Here is a 17,349-nt window from a genome sequence, read left to right on the forward strand (position 1 = left end):
GATCCCCTCCCGATCACAACAATATTAAATGAACAAACTACGAATAATTGACACTACAATTCTATGATGTTGTCCTATCAAATTATGACTTAATATATGCAAAAGAATTAAAATAAATGATTATTTCAATTTTCGTAGTTCGGTATTTTTTAATCACCCCTACTAAAGCAATAAAAAACCCCTGCAACAAATATATGCTGCAAGGGAATAATTATGAAAATTTATTCAACCAAAAAGACAGGTTCATTATCTTTAATTGTAATCGGTAATGAATACGCTGGTAAGAATGGTGTATGTTCCGCTAACAGATAACGGATATCATCACCTTCTTTAAAGCTATGATCATATTCTTTTAATGCATTGTTTAAATCAATTCGGTAGTCCACATAGATACTACCTTTTGAATCCATTACAATTGGAAGTAATGCATCTGAATAGGGACTTTCTACGACTGGTGGGGAATCTAAACCTATTTTTTCATAATCTACGGTGAAAACATCGGTCCCCACCTTTTCACCATATGGAGGATATAGATTTTTGTCACGATAGGTATTAATTCTTAATAGAACACTTCTAAGCTCATCAGTAATCCGCAAATCAATTATTTTCACCTGTGGATTTGTCTCGGGATTAAGAATAGCATACTGATAGATTCCCCCATTTTCATAAGCATTTCCTGGAATCTCGGTTAGACTACCCTGTTCTTTCAAAAGATTAAAATCAATTAAATACTTTTCAAAGATAGGCGTCTCATTTGGCTTCGTACGAATTGGTAATAGACCACTAGTACGTTCTTGATAATCTTCTATAGCAGACTGCACCATATCAAGTTGTGCTTGATTAGGAGTCTGATTCTTCTTGAGTTCACTACTAGGATATGCACATCCGCTCAACAAAAGCAATAAACTGGTAATTGCAATTAATATATATGTATGCCTCATGCATTAAACCTCCATTAGCCTATATAGTTGGTCCACTGAATACGATATAAAGTATAATAATGCCTCCCAAAAATAAGCTAACATATGCTAATAACGAAACAATTATAGAAAAGAACCCCTTTAGCTTATGTCTGCTTAATAAAATAAGACCAATTGCTAGTATCAATAACCCCATTCCAGCAAGAGAGATCCACATTTTAAGCATTGATTCTGACATTTCTTCACCTCTAAATCTACTTGTCCATTTATTCTGCATCCGTTATTATATCATACAGATGCGAAATGAGCATTTAAAATAGGGTTCATAGAATTTTTTATATTTTTGATTTATATCCTTGCCCAAGGAGAAGGAACGGTTAATTCTTAACAACCAAACAAAAAAATCCAGGATGAAGAGGGGCCTTCCTCACCCTGGTTTGACTAAATAATACCCACGCAGACTCTATCTATGAATGCTTGTGCGTTTTATTTTATGCGAGTAGACACGAGGTTGTATCCTCACCTGCCCAGCCTGAAGTTATTTTTTAAATAACTGATTCAGCGAGTTAAGATCTGTTGGGACTTTATTTCCGGTAATGGACTTAACTAATTTGTCTTCTTTCTCCTTAGAAAGAGGTTTATTAGCCATCTTCGCCAATTGCCTAACCAACCTTCGAACGGTTTTCTCATCCGAAAAATTGGCATTTTTTACTGAATCAGCAACTTTATATATTTCGCTAGGACTAATACCAGCACCTTGCTGAATTTTGTCAAATGGATTATTACTTTTATTGCTCACACGCTCGCCTCCTTGCTGCTATATTACTTCAACATAGTATATGCAAGGATTATTTGCTTTGTGTTAGCGAGTATACCTGTTCTTTAATAATGAAGCTAAATCATCCATTTCCTCCCGTTTATCACGGTTCATCAACCGCTCCACTACCTCTTTTGGCTTTTTGTTATGATGAACAATATCATAAATTCCAGTTGTAATAGGCATGTCTATATTTTGTTCTTTTGCAAATTGGTAAGCCGCTTCCGCTGTACGTACTCCTTCCACAACCATCCCCATTTGCTCAAGTACATCATCTAAATCTCTACCTTTGCCTAAAAGATTACCAGCTCGCCAGTTACGACTATGAACACTTGTACACGTCACAATCAGGTCCCCAACACCTGGTAAACCAAGGAAACTTAAAGGATTTGCACCTAGAAAGGTTCCAAGTCTTGTGATTTCAGCTAATCCTCTAGTAATAAGAGCAGCCTTAGCATTGTCACCAAAACCAAGACCATCTGAAATGCCAGCTCCTAAGGCAATAATATTTTTCAATGCACCACCAAGTTCAATACCAATCACATCATTACTTGTGTACACGCGAAAAACCTCATTAATGAACAAGTCTTGTGACTCTTTACCATTCTTATCATTGATAGATGCAACGGTAACAGTAGTTGGTTGTCTTTGTGCAACTTCCTCGGCATGGCTTGGTCCAGAAAGAACTACAATATCCTCATAGTCAACATTTACTAATTCTTCATCAATCATTTGCGATACTCGTTTTAAAGTTCCAGGCTCAATGCCTTTTGTTGCATGTATAATAATCGGATTGTGTTTAAGAATTCCACTCAAATCTCGACATACATCTCGAATTGCCTTAGTTGGCACTACAAGCAGAATAAAATCAACATCTTGAATGGCTTTTTCCATTTCATAAAAAGCTTTTATTTTATCAGGTATCATAATTTCTAAATAATGTTCATTTTTATGAGTTGAATTGATCGTGTCCGCCTGTTCCTTGCGATGTGTCCACAGGCGAACATCATGTCCATTATCAGCTAATACGATACTTAATGCAGTTCCCCAACTTCCCGCACCTAAAACAGCTACTTTTTTCAAAATGTACTCCCCCTAAGTTCGTTTACGTGCAATTATTTTTATCGGTGTTCCTTCAAACTCAAACGCATCTCTTATTTTGTTTTCAAGAAAACGTTTATATGAAAAGTGCATCAATTCCGGATCATTGACAAAGATAACAAATGCTGGTGGCTTAACAGCAACTTGTGTTGCATATAACACCTTTAATCTTTGTCCTTTTACTGTTGGAGTAGGATTCATAGCGATAGCATCCATTATTACATCATTCAGCACGTTGGTAGCTATTCGCTTTGAATGATTTTCACTAGCAATTTTCACCATTGGAAGTAATGTATGTAAACGTTTTTTTGTTACTGCAGATAAGAAAACGACCGGAGCATAATCTAAAAATTGAAAATGCGCTCGTATTTTTTCTTCATATTCTTTCATTGTCTTTTCATCTGTTTCAACTGTATCCCATTTATTAACCACAATGACAATTCCACGTCCAGCATCATGAGCATATCCGGCAATTTTTTTATCCTGTTCTCTTATTCCCGTATCTGCGTCAATCAAAACCAAAACAACATCTGAACGTTCAATTGCTCTTAGAGCACGGAGCACACTATATTTTTCTGTGGATTCATACACCTTCCCACGTTTTCGCATTCCGGCAGTATCAATAATGACATAATCCTGATCATCTTTATGTAATTTAGTATCAATTGCATCACGTGTAGTTCCTTCTATATCACTCACAATAACACGTTCCTCATTTAATAAAGCATTCACCAAAGATGATTTTCCAACATTTGGTCTACCAATTAAACTGAAATAAATAGTGTCCTCATCTTTTTCTTCTTGTACCAGTTTTGGAAAATGGCCTACCACTTCATCTAATAAATCTCCAAGGCCCAGTCCGTGTGCACCTGAGATTGGGAAAGGTTCTCCAAAACCTAGAGAATAGTATTCATAGATCTCGTCTCGCATTTCTGGGTTATCAACCTTGTTTACAGCGAGTACAATTGGTTTATTAGATTTAAATAAAAGCTTTGCTACCTCTTCATCAGCACCGGTTATACCTTCTTTTGCATTCACAATAAAAACAATAACATCTGCTTCATCAATTGCTATTTCTGCTTGCTGACGCATTTGAATTAGTAGTGGCTCATCTCCAATTTCAATACCACCAGTATCAATTAGGTCAAATTTAGTATTAAGCCATTCCGCTTGTGAATAAATGCGGTCTCTGGTTACACCAGGAATATCTTCAACAATCGAAATTCTTTCTCCAACAAGTCTATTAAAAATGGTAGATTTACCTACATTTGGTCGGCCAACTATGGCAACAACAGCTTTCCTCATCGAAAGGAACATCCTCTCTTATTTCATTTGTAACTTCTTTAAAAGAAGTGTTATTAAATTATGATGTAGCCCTGGATGATTCGAATACATGGCTATTCGTTGATAATCGTCCTATTTTTGAATAATTATAAGGGCATTCAGGTCGCAAGTTCGATTAGAACGCTAACATAACATCTTCGACAACTTAATAACTTTATCTATTCTAGCAAAAGATACCAATCTTAACAATTATTAATGTTTTACGATGATAAATAATTCATCACTTAATGCATGTGCAATACCGTCAATAATTGCCTCCAAATTTGCTGCGGTTTTTTGTAATTCGTCAAAATCCTTGCAAATAAAAATTGGCGCACCACCAGACACCGTTTCCCTATTCGTTGTAATTATTGCTAGAACCGCTTTTTCTATTACCATATTAGTTGACCTCCCTATTACGGCTATTCGATTTAGAAGGCATTCGGATTGCCGTTTCCAATACAGGAACTGCCCCGATAATATTAATTGCTTTTTCTCTATCTCTGATTTGAGGTAATATAAATACCCCAATCCTTCCATCATCTAAATCTCGCTTTATAAGCGGAACTAATGCGGGAGTTCCCGAATCTCGGAAAACTCCTAATGAAACCGATACATCATGTAATATTGCTTGTCTCTGTCCCAAATGAGCAATTGTATTAACCACATTTATATTTTTTGGGGTCAATACAAATCCCATCCCGTATTTTAATATTTCTTCTTGTCTCTCCGGAAGTCCAATATTCATAATATAAATGTTGTCTACATATAACCCAGCCCCATCAAAATGTGGAGGGGAATATTCAATTTCAACAAGATCCTTAATAGTACTACCACTCTGTAGTACCTTACTGATAATTAAACAAATGATTGCTCCAACAAAAGCAATGTAAACATTCCAAATCAAATAAAATAATGTTCCTACAAAAGCAGTTAGGATAACTAAATAATTTCTACTCTCGAAGGATATCGCTATTCCCTCAATATATGCCTTTCCTCTTGACACAAGTTCGTAATCATCGATTTCTGATAACGTATTTCGCTCCATATTCCTTACCTCTCTGAACTGCGTAGCCGCAACGGTCAAAAATGTTACTGCTGTAAAGTTCATCTCCATAATTGCTGGAACGGCTACAGCACCCAGGGAAGCGGCAATGAATCCTAATGCTACATGTATAATCTTACCATGTAAATATGTGGGATATTGTCTATAATCTGTCCGTAGCATAATCATCCTAGCGATTGTACCTACTACCACACCAAATACTATCGGCATTGTATATTCATTCATTTAGACACCTCATATGTTGTACTATTTTTTGCTAGTAAAACTCAACATTTCTCTTATTTAACCCAATCTTTATTAATTCTTATATGTAGTAAAACAATACTAACCGTTGACGAATTTACTTATTGCTAGAACCTTATACTTTACTGACATTAAAAGACAGTAGTAGTTTGTCTTTCACTTTTCGTAATAATTCTATAGAAATCAATAAAAAAAGAGTTATACATAGCATATCTAAAAAATTATGATCTCCTATTGTGTGCGTAATGGAATAATTAGATAGCAATAGGTTATATAAAAATTCTCCGCTACATAAGCCAATAATGCTAATGGTTATTCTATTAATAAAATGTTTGTTCACCATCATCGTTAATATGACACAAATCATAGGGATGATTATTAATCTCGGCATAAAAATCCATACTGGGGCGTTTGCCTCCCATATTAACAAACTCGTAAAACCAACCATAATCGTAATTGTAGAGAATATTTGTAATCCTTTTTGACTTAATTTAGCAAGCAGCACAAAACCTCCTAATACAATGAATAAATAGGATATTGAAAACTCATAACCATCAATCGAAATATATAGATTGGAAACAATTAATGTTAATAAAATCCATATCGCTAAAACCGTTCTTGCTTTGTCCCTTGGTAATAAAAATGTAACCATTACCCATAGGAGCCAACAAATCCAATAAAAATATATTCCTACCATTTATGCTCACCCACCATCTTTTATTATTGCTTTGATATAGCTTTTTTAAACAAAAAAAACCCCTCTCTTTGTCAGAAAGGAGTTTTAAGAATATGACCTAATCTTATTGCTTAAATTTATTCAGTTTATCACCAATTAAATCACCTAGATGGAAGCTAGATTGTTCCTCATCTTTTTCGTATTGTTTAAACTCTTTCGCTTCCTCTTCAGCCTCTAATTCTCTAATGCTTAATGACATTCTTTCTTCGGATTCATTAATATCTAGTACTTTAACTCTAACTTTTTGACCAACTTCTAGCACTTCATGAGGAGTACCAATATGGCGATTTGCTATTTGTGAGATATGCACTAATCCTTCTACACCTGGTAGTACTTCTACAAATGCACCAAAATTCACAAGACGTTTTACTGTACCTTCGATTGCTTGCCCAGACTTCAGCTGTTCTTCTACATTTTCCCATGGTCCTGGTAGTAATTTCTTTCTAGATAATGCAATACGCTCATTGTCACGGTCAACCGATAGAACTTCTACTTTAAGTTTCTCCCCTTCAGAAACCACTTCAGAAGCATTGCTTACATGGTCATGTGATAGTTGTGAGATATGTACTAATCCATCAACCCCACCTAAATCAACAAATACACCAAAATCAGTTATGCGTTGTACTGTACCTTCGATTACTTGTCCTTCTTCTATAGATTGTAGTAATTGGGACTTCTTGCTAGCTTGTTCCTCTTCTACTACGGCACGGTGTGATAGAATTACACGGTTTTGTTCTTGATCTAATTCAACTATTTTAGCTGTAAGAATACGATCTTGATACTCGGAAAAGTCATCCACATAATGAGCTTCTACTAATGAGGCAGGCATAAAACCGCGAACTCCAACATCAGCAACTAACCCACCTTTAACAACTTCCTTGATCTGAACATCAAAAACCTCACCAGAATGGAATTTAGTTTCCAAATCTTCCCAGGCAAGTTCAGAATCCACTACTTTTTTAGAAAGAATGACCTCGTCATCTTCTATCTTCTTGATTGCCAAAGAAAGTTTGTCACCTTCTTTAACTACTTCATTTGGGGTTTCAATATGTAGATTTGATAATTCACTAATCGGAATAATTCCTTCTGTTTTATAGCCAATATCGACAAGAACATGTTTTTCCTCTACTTTAACAACTGTTCCAGATACCTTATCCCCAATTTGCAAGTTTAGATTTTCTTGATTTGTTTCACTCATTTCTATTCCTCCTTAACCAAAAAACAAGATAACAATACATAATTTCAGAAAAAACTCTCTTTTTATAACTTCTAATATTTACAAATATTTGTCAAGCAATTGTTACCATAAAAATATGGTAACATATGAAACTTCATTCTTATCCTACATAAATCATTTAAATTTATTCACTTCAGCAAGTATTCGTTCTGCAACTCCCTCAATTGACAATGAAGTCGTATCGATTTCTATTGCATCTACTGCTTTAACTAAAGGAGAAGCTGCTCTTTCTGAATCAATATGGTCTCGCTTCTCAATTTCTTTTTTTAATTCTTCTAAGTTAGACGGGAAGCCTTTATTTAAGTTTTCTACATGTCTTCGTTTTGCTCTTTCTTCAACTGATGCTATTAGAAAAATCTTCACCTCTGCATCTGGTATAACTTTGGTGCCAATATCACGTCCATCCATGACGACTCCACGCTCGTTGGCTAATCTTTGTTGTCTACTAACCATATCATCTCTTACTTTTGGATGCTGCGCCACATAAGAAACATTATTGGTCACTTCTTTTGAACGTATATTTAAGGTAACATCTTGATTATCAAGAAGAACACGTTGTCCTTCTTCGCTTTGAATTAATGTAATTTCTGTCGAGTCTAGTAATGTTACTAGTGCCTCTTCGTCATTAACATTTATTGTATTTTCTAATGCTTTTAATGTTATAGCACGGTACATGGCACCAGTATCAATGTATATGTAATTTAATTTATTTGCTACAATTTTTGCTACCGTACTCTTACCCGCAGCAGCTGGGCCATCAATCGCAATTGCAATCTTATTTGTCATTTATTGATTCATTCCTCTCATTGTCAATCCAAGCATGCTCTAATATGATACCATTTTTATCTTTTCTATTGAAGTTCCTTTTGTCTAGCTTCTCTTTGTTTTTCAAAACAATAACGAATAATAAATTGTTTATCTTGCTCATTAAGTTCCAAAAATTTAATGGATGCTATGGTCGCTGCAGACTCCTTCTCCATAAATCGCACTACCTCTCCATATAGCTCGAGATAATGATAATGGCCAGAGTGCATTGGGAGCACAAGGTATATACTTAATTTATCACCGTCTGTTAAACGAAAACCTTTAGGAACAACAATGGAAAGACCACCCCCACTTAAATCGAGGGTAACGGTTGAAAAAGGCTTTATTTTCTGTTCATTACTATTTTCGTTACTATGTATTGCAACATCTACCGCTGTTTCTACGCGCACATATTGTCTTCGTTGAATTCTTTCGATTTGATCTTCATTTGGTAACTGCAATGCAATAGTTGGTATTTTTCCATTTCTCTTATCTATTATTTCTGTTTTAAAACGATATATAGATTGGTCATTTCCTAAATATTCGGCCATCACTTTTGTACCAATTCGAAAAGAACCAGTTGTTCTTTTAGTTTTTACATGTACAGGATAATCCACGTATATATAACTACTGTTTTTATCAATAATTTTACTACGATACTTCTCTATGGATAAAAAATCGGTTCCATAGGTTTCAATCATTAAAAAATCCCCAATCTTCATGTTTATCCCCCATAAATCTCATTGAAATAATAGTTACTATTTTCATTATCACAAAAAAACAAAAAAAGGGAAAGGGCAAAAGCCTTTCCCAACTAAATCCCTGCATAATTAATTTCTTTACCGTTAAGTTTCTCAACCTTTTCTTCTGTGCCATCCTCAGCATTAATAAAGATGCGATATGTGTCATCACCTAAAATGCCTAGGAATTCGTACGTTAGTACTTCTTCTCCCAGATCATTAGAAATCACAGCTAAATACTCTTCTTGTATATCCACATTAGGATTCACGAAATCTCTTGCTTCGTTAGAGCTTAAAATTGGTTTTGGAATATCGCGCTTATGATGGTTTAAATAATAATTATTTGCTGTTAAGCCAAGGATATCGCCATTATCCAGAGCTACTTTTACTTCAATTGCATCCGCAAAAACTCTAACACCATCTTGATTATAGATATATGTATATATACCTACATTTCCATACTCACTACTATTGAGTAATTCCATGTTTTCAAAGTTGTGCTTTTGAATATAGTCTTTAGCTTTTTTATAACCTTCATTTAAGCTAATAGTCTTTTCCTTAACTGGTCTGTCTACAAGTAATGTAATTGGATGTCCACCTTGTTGGGTGAGATCAAGATACGCACTCTTGTTTCCATCATTATAGGCTATGCTATAAAGTGGAATATCAGCACCATCCCCAGTTCCAGTTATTTTAAGATCCTGTGTTTGTTTAATGTTAAATAGATTTCTACTATATTCTAATGCTTTCTCTTCATTAATTTTTGTTCCATTAACATTTTCATATTTATGATCTTCAGATGAAGTACCAGATATAGATGAATCTATATTTCCTTCTGAAAAACCTTCAATTTTCTTCTCAACCGTTTTAAAACCATCAATGATTGTGTTGTCTGCTTGTTCGTCTTCTGTTGCCAACGCTAACTGAACATCCATCCAACGTAAATTGTTTTCCATTGCAGTATGCTGAACTTGTCTTAGCTCATCCTTTATTTCACCAGCTTGAGAATAAAGATTCTCTAATGTTTCCAATTCTTCATCCGATAACGGATCCTTCTTTAAATCGCGAATTGCTGTACGATAAGTAAATTCTCCGATATTGGATAAAAATTCTTCCGTCTTATTGAATGGTAATAACGTCAGGGGAAGTTGCCCAACATTGGATAAAGAATCTGATGTTAACCGCCAAATCTCAGCGAGCTGTGGTGATAATCGTTCTCTTGAATTCATTGCAATGGCGGTACCAATTTTATCATGCATTAAATCAATATTATATGTTAATTCATGAAAGGCACGCTGGTACGTATTCTCTGCTTGAATCAAAATTGCATTTTTTTCTTGGTGTTCTTTATAGCCCCAGGCGGCAGTTCCAGCTACCCCTACTGCTAACGCAATAATTGCTATCCAACGCAACATTATTTTTCACCTCTATTTACAAAAGATATGCTTCCCAATACGTTTAATTTGTGGTCTTCCCCATATCCAGCTAGATGTTGCAGTATCTGGATTGAAGTAATAGATTGCATTTCCTGTAGGATCCCATCCATTAATAGCATCCAAGACTGCTTCCCTTGCTTTTTCATTAGGAGTTAACCATATTTGACCATCGGCAACTGCCGTGAAGGCTCTCGGTTCAAAAATTACCCCAGCAACCGTATTGGGAAAACTTGAGCTTTCCACACGATTAAGGATTACTGCAGCAACCGCAACTTGCCCTTCATATGGCTCTCCTCTAGCCTCCCCATGTACAGCATTGGCCATTAGGTTAATATCATTCTGAGAGAAGCCTTGGGGCACATTAACAGCTGTTGTAGTTCTTTCTGGGGTATTATTGTTATTCCCAGTATTCTGTGCTCCTTGTTGCGGAGCAGCCTCTCCACCACCGGTATTACTTTTTCCACCAGTCCCTTTTTTTGAACGTGTTTGCTCGGACAATGGAGTACCACCGTAATACGTAAAATCATTTCCTTGTGCAATTTGTGTGTGAACCCATTTCCCATCAAACTTACTCGCATCAACTAGCTTTTGCCTTGTCTTCAGTCCTGCGAGACCATCAATGTCTAAGCTAAAATCTTTTTGAAAATTACGGAGTGCCCAATAAGTTCCCCATCCAAAGACACCGTCAATTTTACCCTTGTAATACCCGATATACTGTAATCTTGCTTGTAGTTCAATAACATCATCCCCTACAGACCCACGTTGAACAATCTGATTCGTAAAGGCATCTACTTCTTTAGGATTGTAAGTTTCTTGAAGTCCTATGGCTACTAGACATATAATAATGATAAAGATGTATTTTTTAATTGTCATGTTGATACCTCTCACTTTCTTGATTATCTAGTAGTATCTATTTTTCGATGAAACACTTAATTTATGCATACTAATCTAGAATTACGATGATATTTTTCAAAATAGACATAAAAAAAGAGACTATGACAGCCTCTTTAGTAGGTACATGATATTAATTTGCATTTGCTACTTTCATACGATGTAATCCAAAAAACCAGAGGATTATCATAAATGGAATAACAAATAAAGCCCAGTTTTCTCCTACAGAACCTAAAATAAAATTATAGAGTCCATGTAATGTCATTGGGATAGCTAAAGCTAAACCAATATTTCCAATTCTATGTTCTTCATTCATTTTAGCCTTACCAAAATAGTAACCCATGATCACTCCAAATAAGGCATGTGAGGAAACTGGAAATAATGCTCGGCTAAAAGCATATTCTATTCCATTGACCAATAGGTAGAGAATATTTTCAATTGTGGCAAAACCTAAACTAATAGATACTGCATACACGATTCCATCATAGTGTGCATCAAACTCTGTATGTTGATAAATCACATATAAGAATATAAACCATTTAAAAAATTCTTCCAAGAATGCAACAACCAAAAATGACTGTACAAATAGATTCCCTATTTGATCACTAGTAAACGCATATTGGATAAACATAATTGGAAAAACAAGCAGACAGCCGTATATAAATGTTCGAATAATTAATGGGATTGGCTCGGTTATTTTATCTTTCAGATAGAAGAATGACATAAGTGCGAGCGCAGGTGCAACCCCAGCAGAAATAATTCCCAGCATAATGATACCTACCCCTTTGACCTATAACAATCGTACCATTTTACAACTAGATTGAAAATACATTATTTAAAACAAACGAGAGACCCGCAAGGTAAGTATCATATTTCAATCCAAGATAAAAAGAAAGATAGGTGTTCCTTTTGAAAAAATTAATTATTATTCATACGGGTGGAACAATTTCCATGCTAGAAAATAAGGATACTGGTGAAGTAAATACGACAGAAGATCATCCATTGTCAAATATTCCTTATAATTTTAGGACAAATGTGATTATCGATGAACATATTGCTTTTTCTTTACCGTCACCTCATATCACACCTAATCATATGCTTGAACTTGCAAAATCTATAGATAAATTTCTAATTGAGTATGATGGTATTGTCGTAACGCATGGTACAGATACATTAGAAGAAACAGCTTATTTCTTAGATTTAGTATTAGATACAGAAAAACCTGTCATTTTAACTGGTGCCATGAGGTCTAGCAATGAAATTGGGTCTGATGCCTTATATAACTTAATAAGTTCTATACGTGTAGTCCTTTCTCCTGATGCCTATTCAAAAGGGGTTCTTGTTGTTATGAATGATGAAATTCATAGTGCAATTAATGTTACAAAAACATCTACAAGTAATATTGCGACGTTCCAAAGTCCTCAATATGGTCCTATAGGGATCATCACAAAGGAGTCCATTATCTTTCATCATCAATTAGTTGCAAGAACAACTTATCCAGTGGAAAACATCTCTAAACAAGTTTTTTTATTGAAAGCCTACGCTGGAATGGATAACAAATTATTTGAGATAATTCATGACGGTCATCCAGATGGATTAGTTATTGAAGGGCTTGGGCAAGGAAACTTACCTAAAGAAACAATACCATCAATCCGTAAATTAATTAATGAAAACATTCCGATTGTGTTAGTTTCAAGAAGCTTTAGGGGCACAGTAGGTCCTACCTATGCTTACGAAGGTGGAGGTAGACAACTAAAGGATATGGGCGTTATATTTACAAATGGATTAACAGGTCCGAAGGCAAGATTAAAATTATTAATTGCACTTGAAAATACCACTGATCATATGGTATTACGTGATATTTTTGAAAAAGAGTTCTAAACCCATGAGGCTGAGACATAACATTTTAGTCCATATGTGACAATTTAGTTACTTCTCAGCCCCCTTTTATGAATAAATGATTAATTTATCATTATATTGAACTATGGATTACCCTCTACTATACATTCTCTTTTTCCCATTGGAGAACTTCTTGACGAACTATCGGTGCTACTTCCTTTCCTAACAATTCAATAGCACGCATAACGTCCTCATGTGGCATTGACCCAACTGGTACATGTAACATAAATCTAGTAATCCCAACATTCTTTCTTAGAAAAATGATTTTCTTAGTAACTGTGTTCACATCACCCACATATAATGCTCCTTCTAAGCTACGTGCATGGTCAAAGGTTTGTTTTGTGTATGGTCCCCATCCACGTTCTTTTGCTAGCAGATCCATAGCTTGCTGAGTTGGAGGGAAAAATTTCTCAATAGCTTCTTCTAAACTTTCTGCAATGAAACCATGTGAATGTGATGCTACAGCTAATTTTGAGGGGTCGTGCCCCGCTTGTGATGCAGCTCTTTTGTATAAGTCCACTACTGGTGAAAATTGTATTGGGCTTCCACCAATGATTCAAGAACCAACGGAAGACCTAAGATTCCTGCACGGACAACCGATTCTGGGGTACCACCACTAGCAATCCATAATGGAATAGGATCCTGAACAGGACGAGGATATATGCCTCGATTATGTATTGAGGCTCTGTGTTTGCCTTCCCAATTAACCATTTCAGATTCACGTATTTTTAATAGTAGTTTTAATTTCTCATCAAATAATTCATTGTAATCCTTTAAGTCATATCCGAATAATGGAAAGGACTCGATGAACTAACCTCTTCCAGCCATAATCTCTACACGGCCATTTGAAATAGCATCAACAGTAGTAAATTGTTCGTAAACCCGAACCGGATCATCTGATGAAAGTACAGTAACAGCACTTGTTAATCGAATCTGTTTAGTACGAGAAGCCGCAGCGGCTAGCAAAACTGCTGGCGCTGAACAAGCATAATCCTTACGATGATGCTCGCCAACACCAAATACATCAAGACCTACCTCATCAGCTAATACAATTTCATCTACTACTTCTCGGATTCTTTCTGCATGACTTACTACTTTTCCTGTATGAACATCTGGGGTAGTTTCAACAAATGTAGTTATTCCTAATTCCATTGCTATACTTCTCTCCCTATACCATTAGTCTATTCGACTTGCAATTGTGTTAGCAATTTTACTACCATGAAATCTTCCATTCTCAATAAAAATTTCATTGTTATTGTTGCCCGCTGCGACAACTCCCGCTACAAACACATTTTTAATATTCGTTTCATAGGTTTCTTCATCATAAATTGGTTTACCATTTACTGGATTAAAGTGCACACCAATTTCTTTAATTAAATCAAAGTTCGGGCGATAACCAGTCATCGCAAATACAAAATCGTTCTCAAGTCTATTCTCTTTCTCATTAACCCTATAACAAACAAATTCATCTGTTATTTGTGTCACAATAGCGTTAAATTCCATTGTAATAATGTTTTTACGTACTAAAGAATCAAAATCTGGTAATATCCAAGGTTTAATACTCTTCGAATAATTAGCACCTCGATATAGAACGGTTATTCTTGCCCCCGCTTTATGAAGTTCCAGTGCTGCATCAACTGCTGAATTCTTACCACCGATAACCACAACGTTTTTGTTATAGTACGGATGACCTTCTTTAAAATAGTGCATCACCTTTGATAAATTTTCACCTGGGATATTCATGTAGTTTGGTTGATCATAATATCCTGTTGCAATAATGACATGCTGAGCAAGATATCCTGATTTTTCTCCAGAAAACTTTTCTGTCTCAATCCTAAATTCATTGTTCTCCTTTTTTAACGACGTTACTTTCTCAAAAGCGTGTACACGTAAATTCATTCTTTCTGCTACATTACGGTAATATGCCAGAGCCTGATTCCTAACTGGTTTCTGTCTTTCGGTTATAAATGGGATCTCTCCAATTTCAAGTTTTTCACTGGAACTAAAAAATGTTTGATGTGTTGGATAATTATATATCGAATTTACGATATTACCTTTTTCAATTAGTAAGGCGTCTATTCCTAACCTTTTCAGTGCTATAGCACTTGCTAGGCCACAAGGACCAGCTCCAATTATGATGACTTTCTCTTTATGCATTTTATCGCATCCTTTATAGAATAAGCTGTTTTATAAATGTTTGTTGCCTTTACTTTCACAGTTGATAGAAACTGTGCGGTAATCTATAATCTTTGGTTGAGCATGATACCCGCTCCGGAAATACACTCCGCTTTCCGCGGGCGGCTGGTGAGCCTCCTCAGAGCTAAAGCTCTTGCGGGGTCTCACCTATGCCTATCCTCCCGCAGGAGTCTCCGTGTATTTCCTACGCTAGTTTGGATTAGTTCAAAGGGAAGCAAGAAGTTGCAATAATTATTATTTGAATACCAAACTTTAAATTGGAATCCTAAATAGCGCAGGTAGAATACGGAGACTCCTGCGGGAATAGCACGTGTCCGAAGACCCCGCAGAGGCGAACTTTCCTTGAGGAGGCTGAGGCCGTTCCCGCGGAAAGCGGAGTATTCTGCCGGAGCGGTCGTATTACACTATACTCATTAATCATTGGAGAAGTTATAGTAAGTACCGCGCAGTGTCTAACAAATTTTAAATTAACACCAATCATTTAGAAGACAGCCATAAATTAGACTGTATATTTAGTTACCCCAATAACCTTTTTGAAACAAAAAAAAATAAAAAACTCTTACCATATTCTATGATAAGAGTTTTTTATAGTTTTTTCCAGTTATCTAACCTTAAACCCACCCACGGAATCGTGATGCTTCAGCCATTTTTCGTACACCAACCATGTATGCAGCTAAACGCATATCAACTTTTCTAGTCTGCGCTGTATCATATATCGTATTGAAGGACTTAACCATTGTTTTAAGAAGTTTTTGTTCTATTTCTTCTTCTGTCCAATAATAACCTTGGTTATTTTGAACCCATTCGAAGTAAGAAACAGTAACACCACCGGCAGAAGCAAGTACGTCTGGCACTAACAATATTCCTCTTTCAGTCAGGATTTTAGTGGCTTCTGTTGTTGTTGGTCCATTTGCTGCTTCAACAACTATAGAAGCTTTAATATTGTGTGCATTTTCCTTCGTGATTTGGTTTTCTACAGCTGCTGGAACTAAAATGTCGCATTCGCTTTCTAATAACTCTTTATTAGTAATAGTATTATTGAATAATTTCGTTACTGTACCAAAACTATCACGACGATCAAGTAAGTAATCAATATCTAACCCTTCAGGATCATATAGTCCTCCATAAGCATCAGAAATACCTACAACAATTGCACCTTCATCGTGTAAAAATTTGGATAAGAAACTACCAGCGTTACCAAACCCTTGAACAATTACTTTGGCACCTTTAACTTTTAAATTACGCTTTTTAGCTGCTTCATTAATACAAATTGTAACACCTTTTGCCGTTGCAGATTCTCTACCATGGGATCCCCCTAGAACAATCGGTTTTCCTGTGATGAAACCTGGGCTATTAAATTCATCCATCCTACTGTATTCATCCATCATCCATGCCATAATTTGTGAGTTTGTGAATACATCTGGAGCCGGAATGTCTTTTGTTGGTCCAACAATTTGACTAATGGCTCTTACATAACCACGACTCAGTGCCTCTAATTCACGGAATGACATTTCACGTGGATCACAGATAATGCCACCTTTACCACCACCATATGGTAAATCCACAATTCCTGCTTTTAAACTCATCCAAATGGATAAAGCTTTTACTTCATTTTCGGTAACATCCGGGTGGAATCTTATTCCACCTTTTGTAGGTCCAACTGCATCATTATGTTGTGCGCGATATCCAGTGAAGATTTTTGTTGAACCGTCGTCCATACGTACAGGAATTCTAACCGTCATCATACGAAGTGGCTCTTTTAATAACTCATAAACTTCATCAGGGTAACCCAATTTCTCCAGTGCGTTTTTAATAGTAGCTTGAGTTGAACTAAGAACATCCAATTGATTATTTCTCTCTTTGGTAGTATCTGCTGCTTTTTCGGCCACCATGAATTTACCTCCTAAAGAACTAATAAATATTTATAATAGCTATTCTCA

At 35.7% G+C, this 17,349-nt stretch carries 17 protein-coding genes and 1 pseudogene; 1 reads left to right on the forward strand and 17 read right to left on the reverse strand.

Annotation, left to right across the window (positions count from 1 at the left end):
* Positions 1–221: 221 nt before the first annotated feature.
* The 14 genes from TY11_RS09925 to prsW form a co-directional block, all read right to left on the reverse strand.
* Complete coding sequence (locus TY11_RS09925) at positions 222–941, reverse strand: YphF family lipoprotein (protein WP_042145682.1); 720 nt, start codon at positions 939–941, stop codon at positions 222–224.
* 19 nt (positions 942–960) lie between these two features.
* Positions 961–1,158, reverse strand: a complete 198-nt coding sequence (locus TY11_RS09930) for a DUF2768 domain-containing protein (RefSeq protein WP_042145684.1) — start codon at positions 1,156–1,158, stop codon at positions 961–963.
* Positions 1,159–1,458: 300 nt separating this feature from the next.
* Positions 1,459–1,719: a stage VI sporulation protein F gene (locus TY11_RS09935; RefSeq protein ID WP_042145687.1), complete on the reverse strand. Its 261-nt coding sequence runs from the start codon at positions 1,717–1,719 to the stop codon at positions 1,459–1,461.
* 63 nt (positions 1,720–1,782) lie between these two features.
* On the reverse strand, positions 1,783–2,820 hold the full coding sequence (locus TY11_RS09940) for an NAD(P)H-dependent glycerol-3-phosphate dehydrogenase (RefSeq protein WP_042145689.1): 1,038 nt from the start codon (positions 2,818–2,820) through the stop codon (positions 1,783–1,785).
* A 12-nt stretch (positions 2,821–2,832) separates the two neighbouring features.
* Positions 2,833–4,143: a ribosome biogenesis GTPase Der gene (gene der, locus TY11_RS09945; RefSeq protein ID WP_042145692.1), complete on the reverse strand. Its 1,311-nt coding sequence runs from the start codon at positions 4,141–4,143 to the stop codon at positions 2,833–2,835.
* A gap of 231 nt (positions 4,144–4,374) precedes the next feature.
* Positions 4,375–4,560: a capping complex subunit for YIEGIA gene (locus tag TY11_RS09950; protein WP_042145694.1), complete on the reverse strand. Its 186-nt coding sequence runs from the start codon at positions 4,558–4,560 to the stop codon at positions 4,375–4,377.
* A 1-nt stretch (position 4,561) separates the two neighbouring features.
* Entirely contained in the window at positions 4,562–5,452 is an 891-nt protein-coding gene (locus TY11_RS09955; protein WP_042145697.1) for a YIEGIA family protein, read from the reverse strand.
* A 133-nt stretch (positions 5,453–5,585) separates the two neighbouring features.
* Positions 5,586–6,167: a YphA family membrane protein gene (locus TY11_RS09960; RefSeq protein WP_042145699.1), complete on the reverse strand. Its 582-nt coding sequence runs from the start codon at positions 6,165–6,167 to the stop codon at positions 5,586–5,588.
* A 103-nt stretch (positions 6,168–6,270) separates the two neighbouring features.
* A complete protein-coding gene (gene rpsA / locus TY11_RS09965) occupies positions 6,271–7,404 on the reverse strand; it encodes a 30S ribosomal protein S1 (RefSeq protein ID WP_042145701.1) in 1,134 nt (377 codons plus the stop codon).
* 153 nt (positions 7,405–7,557) lie between these two features.
* A complete protein-coding gene (gene cmk / locus TY11_RS09970) occupies positions 7,558–8,229 on the reverse strand; it encodes a (d)CMP kinase (protein ID WP_042145703.1) in 672 nt (223 codons plus the stop codon).
* A 65-nt stretch (positions 8,230–8,294) separates the two neighbouring features.
* The gene (locus TY11_RS09975; RefSeq protein ID WP_042145706.1) at positions 8,295–8,969 is read right to left on the reverse strand and encodes a flagellar brake protein; all 675 of its coding nucleotides are present in this window, start codon (positions 8,967–8,969) and stop codon (positions 8,295–8,297) included.
* 92 nt (positions 8,970–9,061) lie between these two features.
* A complete protein-coding gene (ypeB, locus tag TY11_RS09980; protein WP_042145709.1) occupies positions 9,062–10,402 on the reverse strand; it encodes a germination protein YpeB in 1,341 nt (446 codons plus the stop codon).
* Positions 10,403–10,414: 12 nt separating this feature from the next.
* Positions 10,415–11,296, reverse strand: a complete 882-nt coding sequence (gene sleB / locus TY11_RS09985; protein ID WP_042145711.1) for a spore cortex-lytic enzyme — start codon at positions 11,294–11,296, stop codon at positions 10,415–10,417.
* A gap of 151 nt (positions 11,297–11,447) precedes the next feature.
* The gene (gene prsW, locus TY11_RS09990; protein WP_042145714.1) at positions 11,448–12,083 is read right to left on the reverse strand and encodes a glutamic-type intramembrane protease PrsW; all 636 of its coding nucleotides are present in this window, start codon (positions 12,081–12,083) and stop codon (positions 11,448–11,450) included.
* A gap of 140 nt (positions 12,084–12,223) precedes the next feature.
* On the opposite strand from prsW, the gene TY11_RS09995 reads away from it, so the two are divergent.
* Positions 12,224–13,195: an asparaginase gene (locus TY11_RS09995; RefSeq protein WP_042145717.1), complete on the forward strand. Its 972-nt coding sequence runs from the start codon at positions 12,224–12,226 to the stop codon at positions 13,193–13,195.
* 118 nt (positions 13,196–13,313) lie between these two features.
* On the opposite strand, the pseudogene TY11_RS10000 reads toward TY11_RS09995, so the two are convergent.
* The 3 genes and pseudogenes from TY11_RS10000 to TY11_RS10010 form a co-directional block, all read right to left on the reverse strand.
* Positions 13,314–14,365 (reverse strand): annotated as a pseudogene (locus TY11_RS10000) (LLM class flavin-dependent oxidoreductase).
* A gap of 24 nt (positions 14,366–14,389) precedes the next feature.
* Positions 14,390–15,370 (reverse strand): YpdA family putative bacillithiol disulfide reductase, encoded by a 981-nt coding sequence (locus TY11_RS10005; RefSeq protein WP_042145719.1) that lies wholly within the window; start codon positions 15,368–15,370, stop codon positions 14,390–14,392.
* 650 nt (positions 15,371–16,020) lie between these two features.
* Positions 16,021–17,301, reverse strand: coding sequence for a Glu/Leu/Phe/Val family dehydrogenase (locus TY11_RS10010; RefSeq protein ID WP_042145721.1), 1,281 nt, complete (start codon positions 17,299–17,301; stop codon positions 16,021–16,023).
* Positions 17,302–17,349 lie beyond the last annotated feature (48 nt).

The sequence above is a fragment of the Paucisalibacillus algeriensis genome, assembly GCF_000577245.1.
Lineage (GTDB): Bacteria > Bacillota > Bacilli > Bacillales > Amphibacillaceae > Ornithinibacillus.

What these genes read in the sequence shown, in the direction of transcription:
- TY11_RS09925 (WP_042145682.1), bottom strand. Translation starts at nt 941, where the DNA reads ATGAGGCATACATATATATTAATTGCAATTACCAGTTTATTGCTTTTG.
- TY11_RS09930 (WP_042145684.1), bottom strand. Translation starts at nt 1,158, where the DNA reads ATGTCAGAATCAATGCTTAAAATGTGGATCTCTCTTGCTGGAATGGGG.
- der (WP_042145692.1), bottom strand. Translation starts at nt 4,143, where the DNA reads ATGAGGAAAGCTGTTGTTGCCATAGTTGGCCGACCAAATGTAGGTAAA.
- TY11_RS09950 (WP_042145694.1), bottom strand. Translation starts at nt 4,560, where the DNA reads ATGGTAATAGAAAAAGCGGTTCTAGCAATAATTACAACGAATAGGGAA.
- TY11_RS09955 (WP_042145697.1), bottom strand. Translation starts at nt 5,452, where the DNA reads ATGAATGAATATACAATGCCGATAGTATTTGGTGTGGTAGTAGGTACA.
- TY11_RS09960 (WP_042145699.1), bottom strand. Translation starts at nt 6,167, where the DNA reads ATGGTAGGAATATATTTTTATTGGATTTGTTGGCTCCTATGGGTAATG.
- rpsA (WP_042145701.1), bottom strand. Translation starts at nt 7,404, where the DNA reads ATGAGTGAAACAAATCAAGAAAATCTAAACTTGCAAATTGGGGATAAG.
- cmk (WP_042145703.1), bottom strand. Translation starts at nt 8,229, where the DNA reads ATGACAAATAAGATTGCAATTGCGATTGATGGCCCAGCTGCTGCGGGT.
- TY11_RS09975 (WP_042145706.1), bottom strand. Translation starts at nt 8,969, where the DNA reads ATGAAGATTGGGGATTTTTTAATGATTGAAACCTATGGAACCGATTTT.
- ypeB (WP_042145709.1), bottom strand. Translation starts at nt 10,402, where the DNA reads ATGTTGCGTTGGATAGCAATTATTGCGTTAGCAGTAGGGGTAGCTGGA.
- sleB (WP_042145711.1), bottom strand. Translation starts at nt 11,296, where the DNA reads ATGACAATTAAAAAATACATCTTTATCATTATTATATGTCTAGTAGCC.
- prsW (WP_042145714.1), bottom strand. Translation starts at nt 12,083, where the DNA reads ATGCTGGGAATTATTTCTGCTGGGGTTGCACCTGCGCTCGCACTTATG.
- TY11_RS10005 (WP_042145719.1), bottom strand. Translation starts at nt 15,370, where the DNA reads ATGCATAAAGAGAAAGTCATCATAATTGGAGCTGGTCCTTGTGGCCTA.
- TY11_RS10010 (WP_042145721.1), bottom strand. Translation starts at nt 17,301, where the DNA reads ATGGTGGCCGAAAAAGCAGCAGATACTACCAAAGAGAGAAATAATCAA.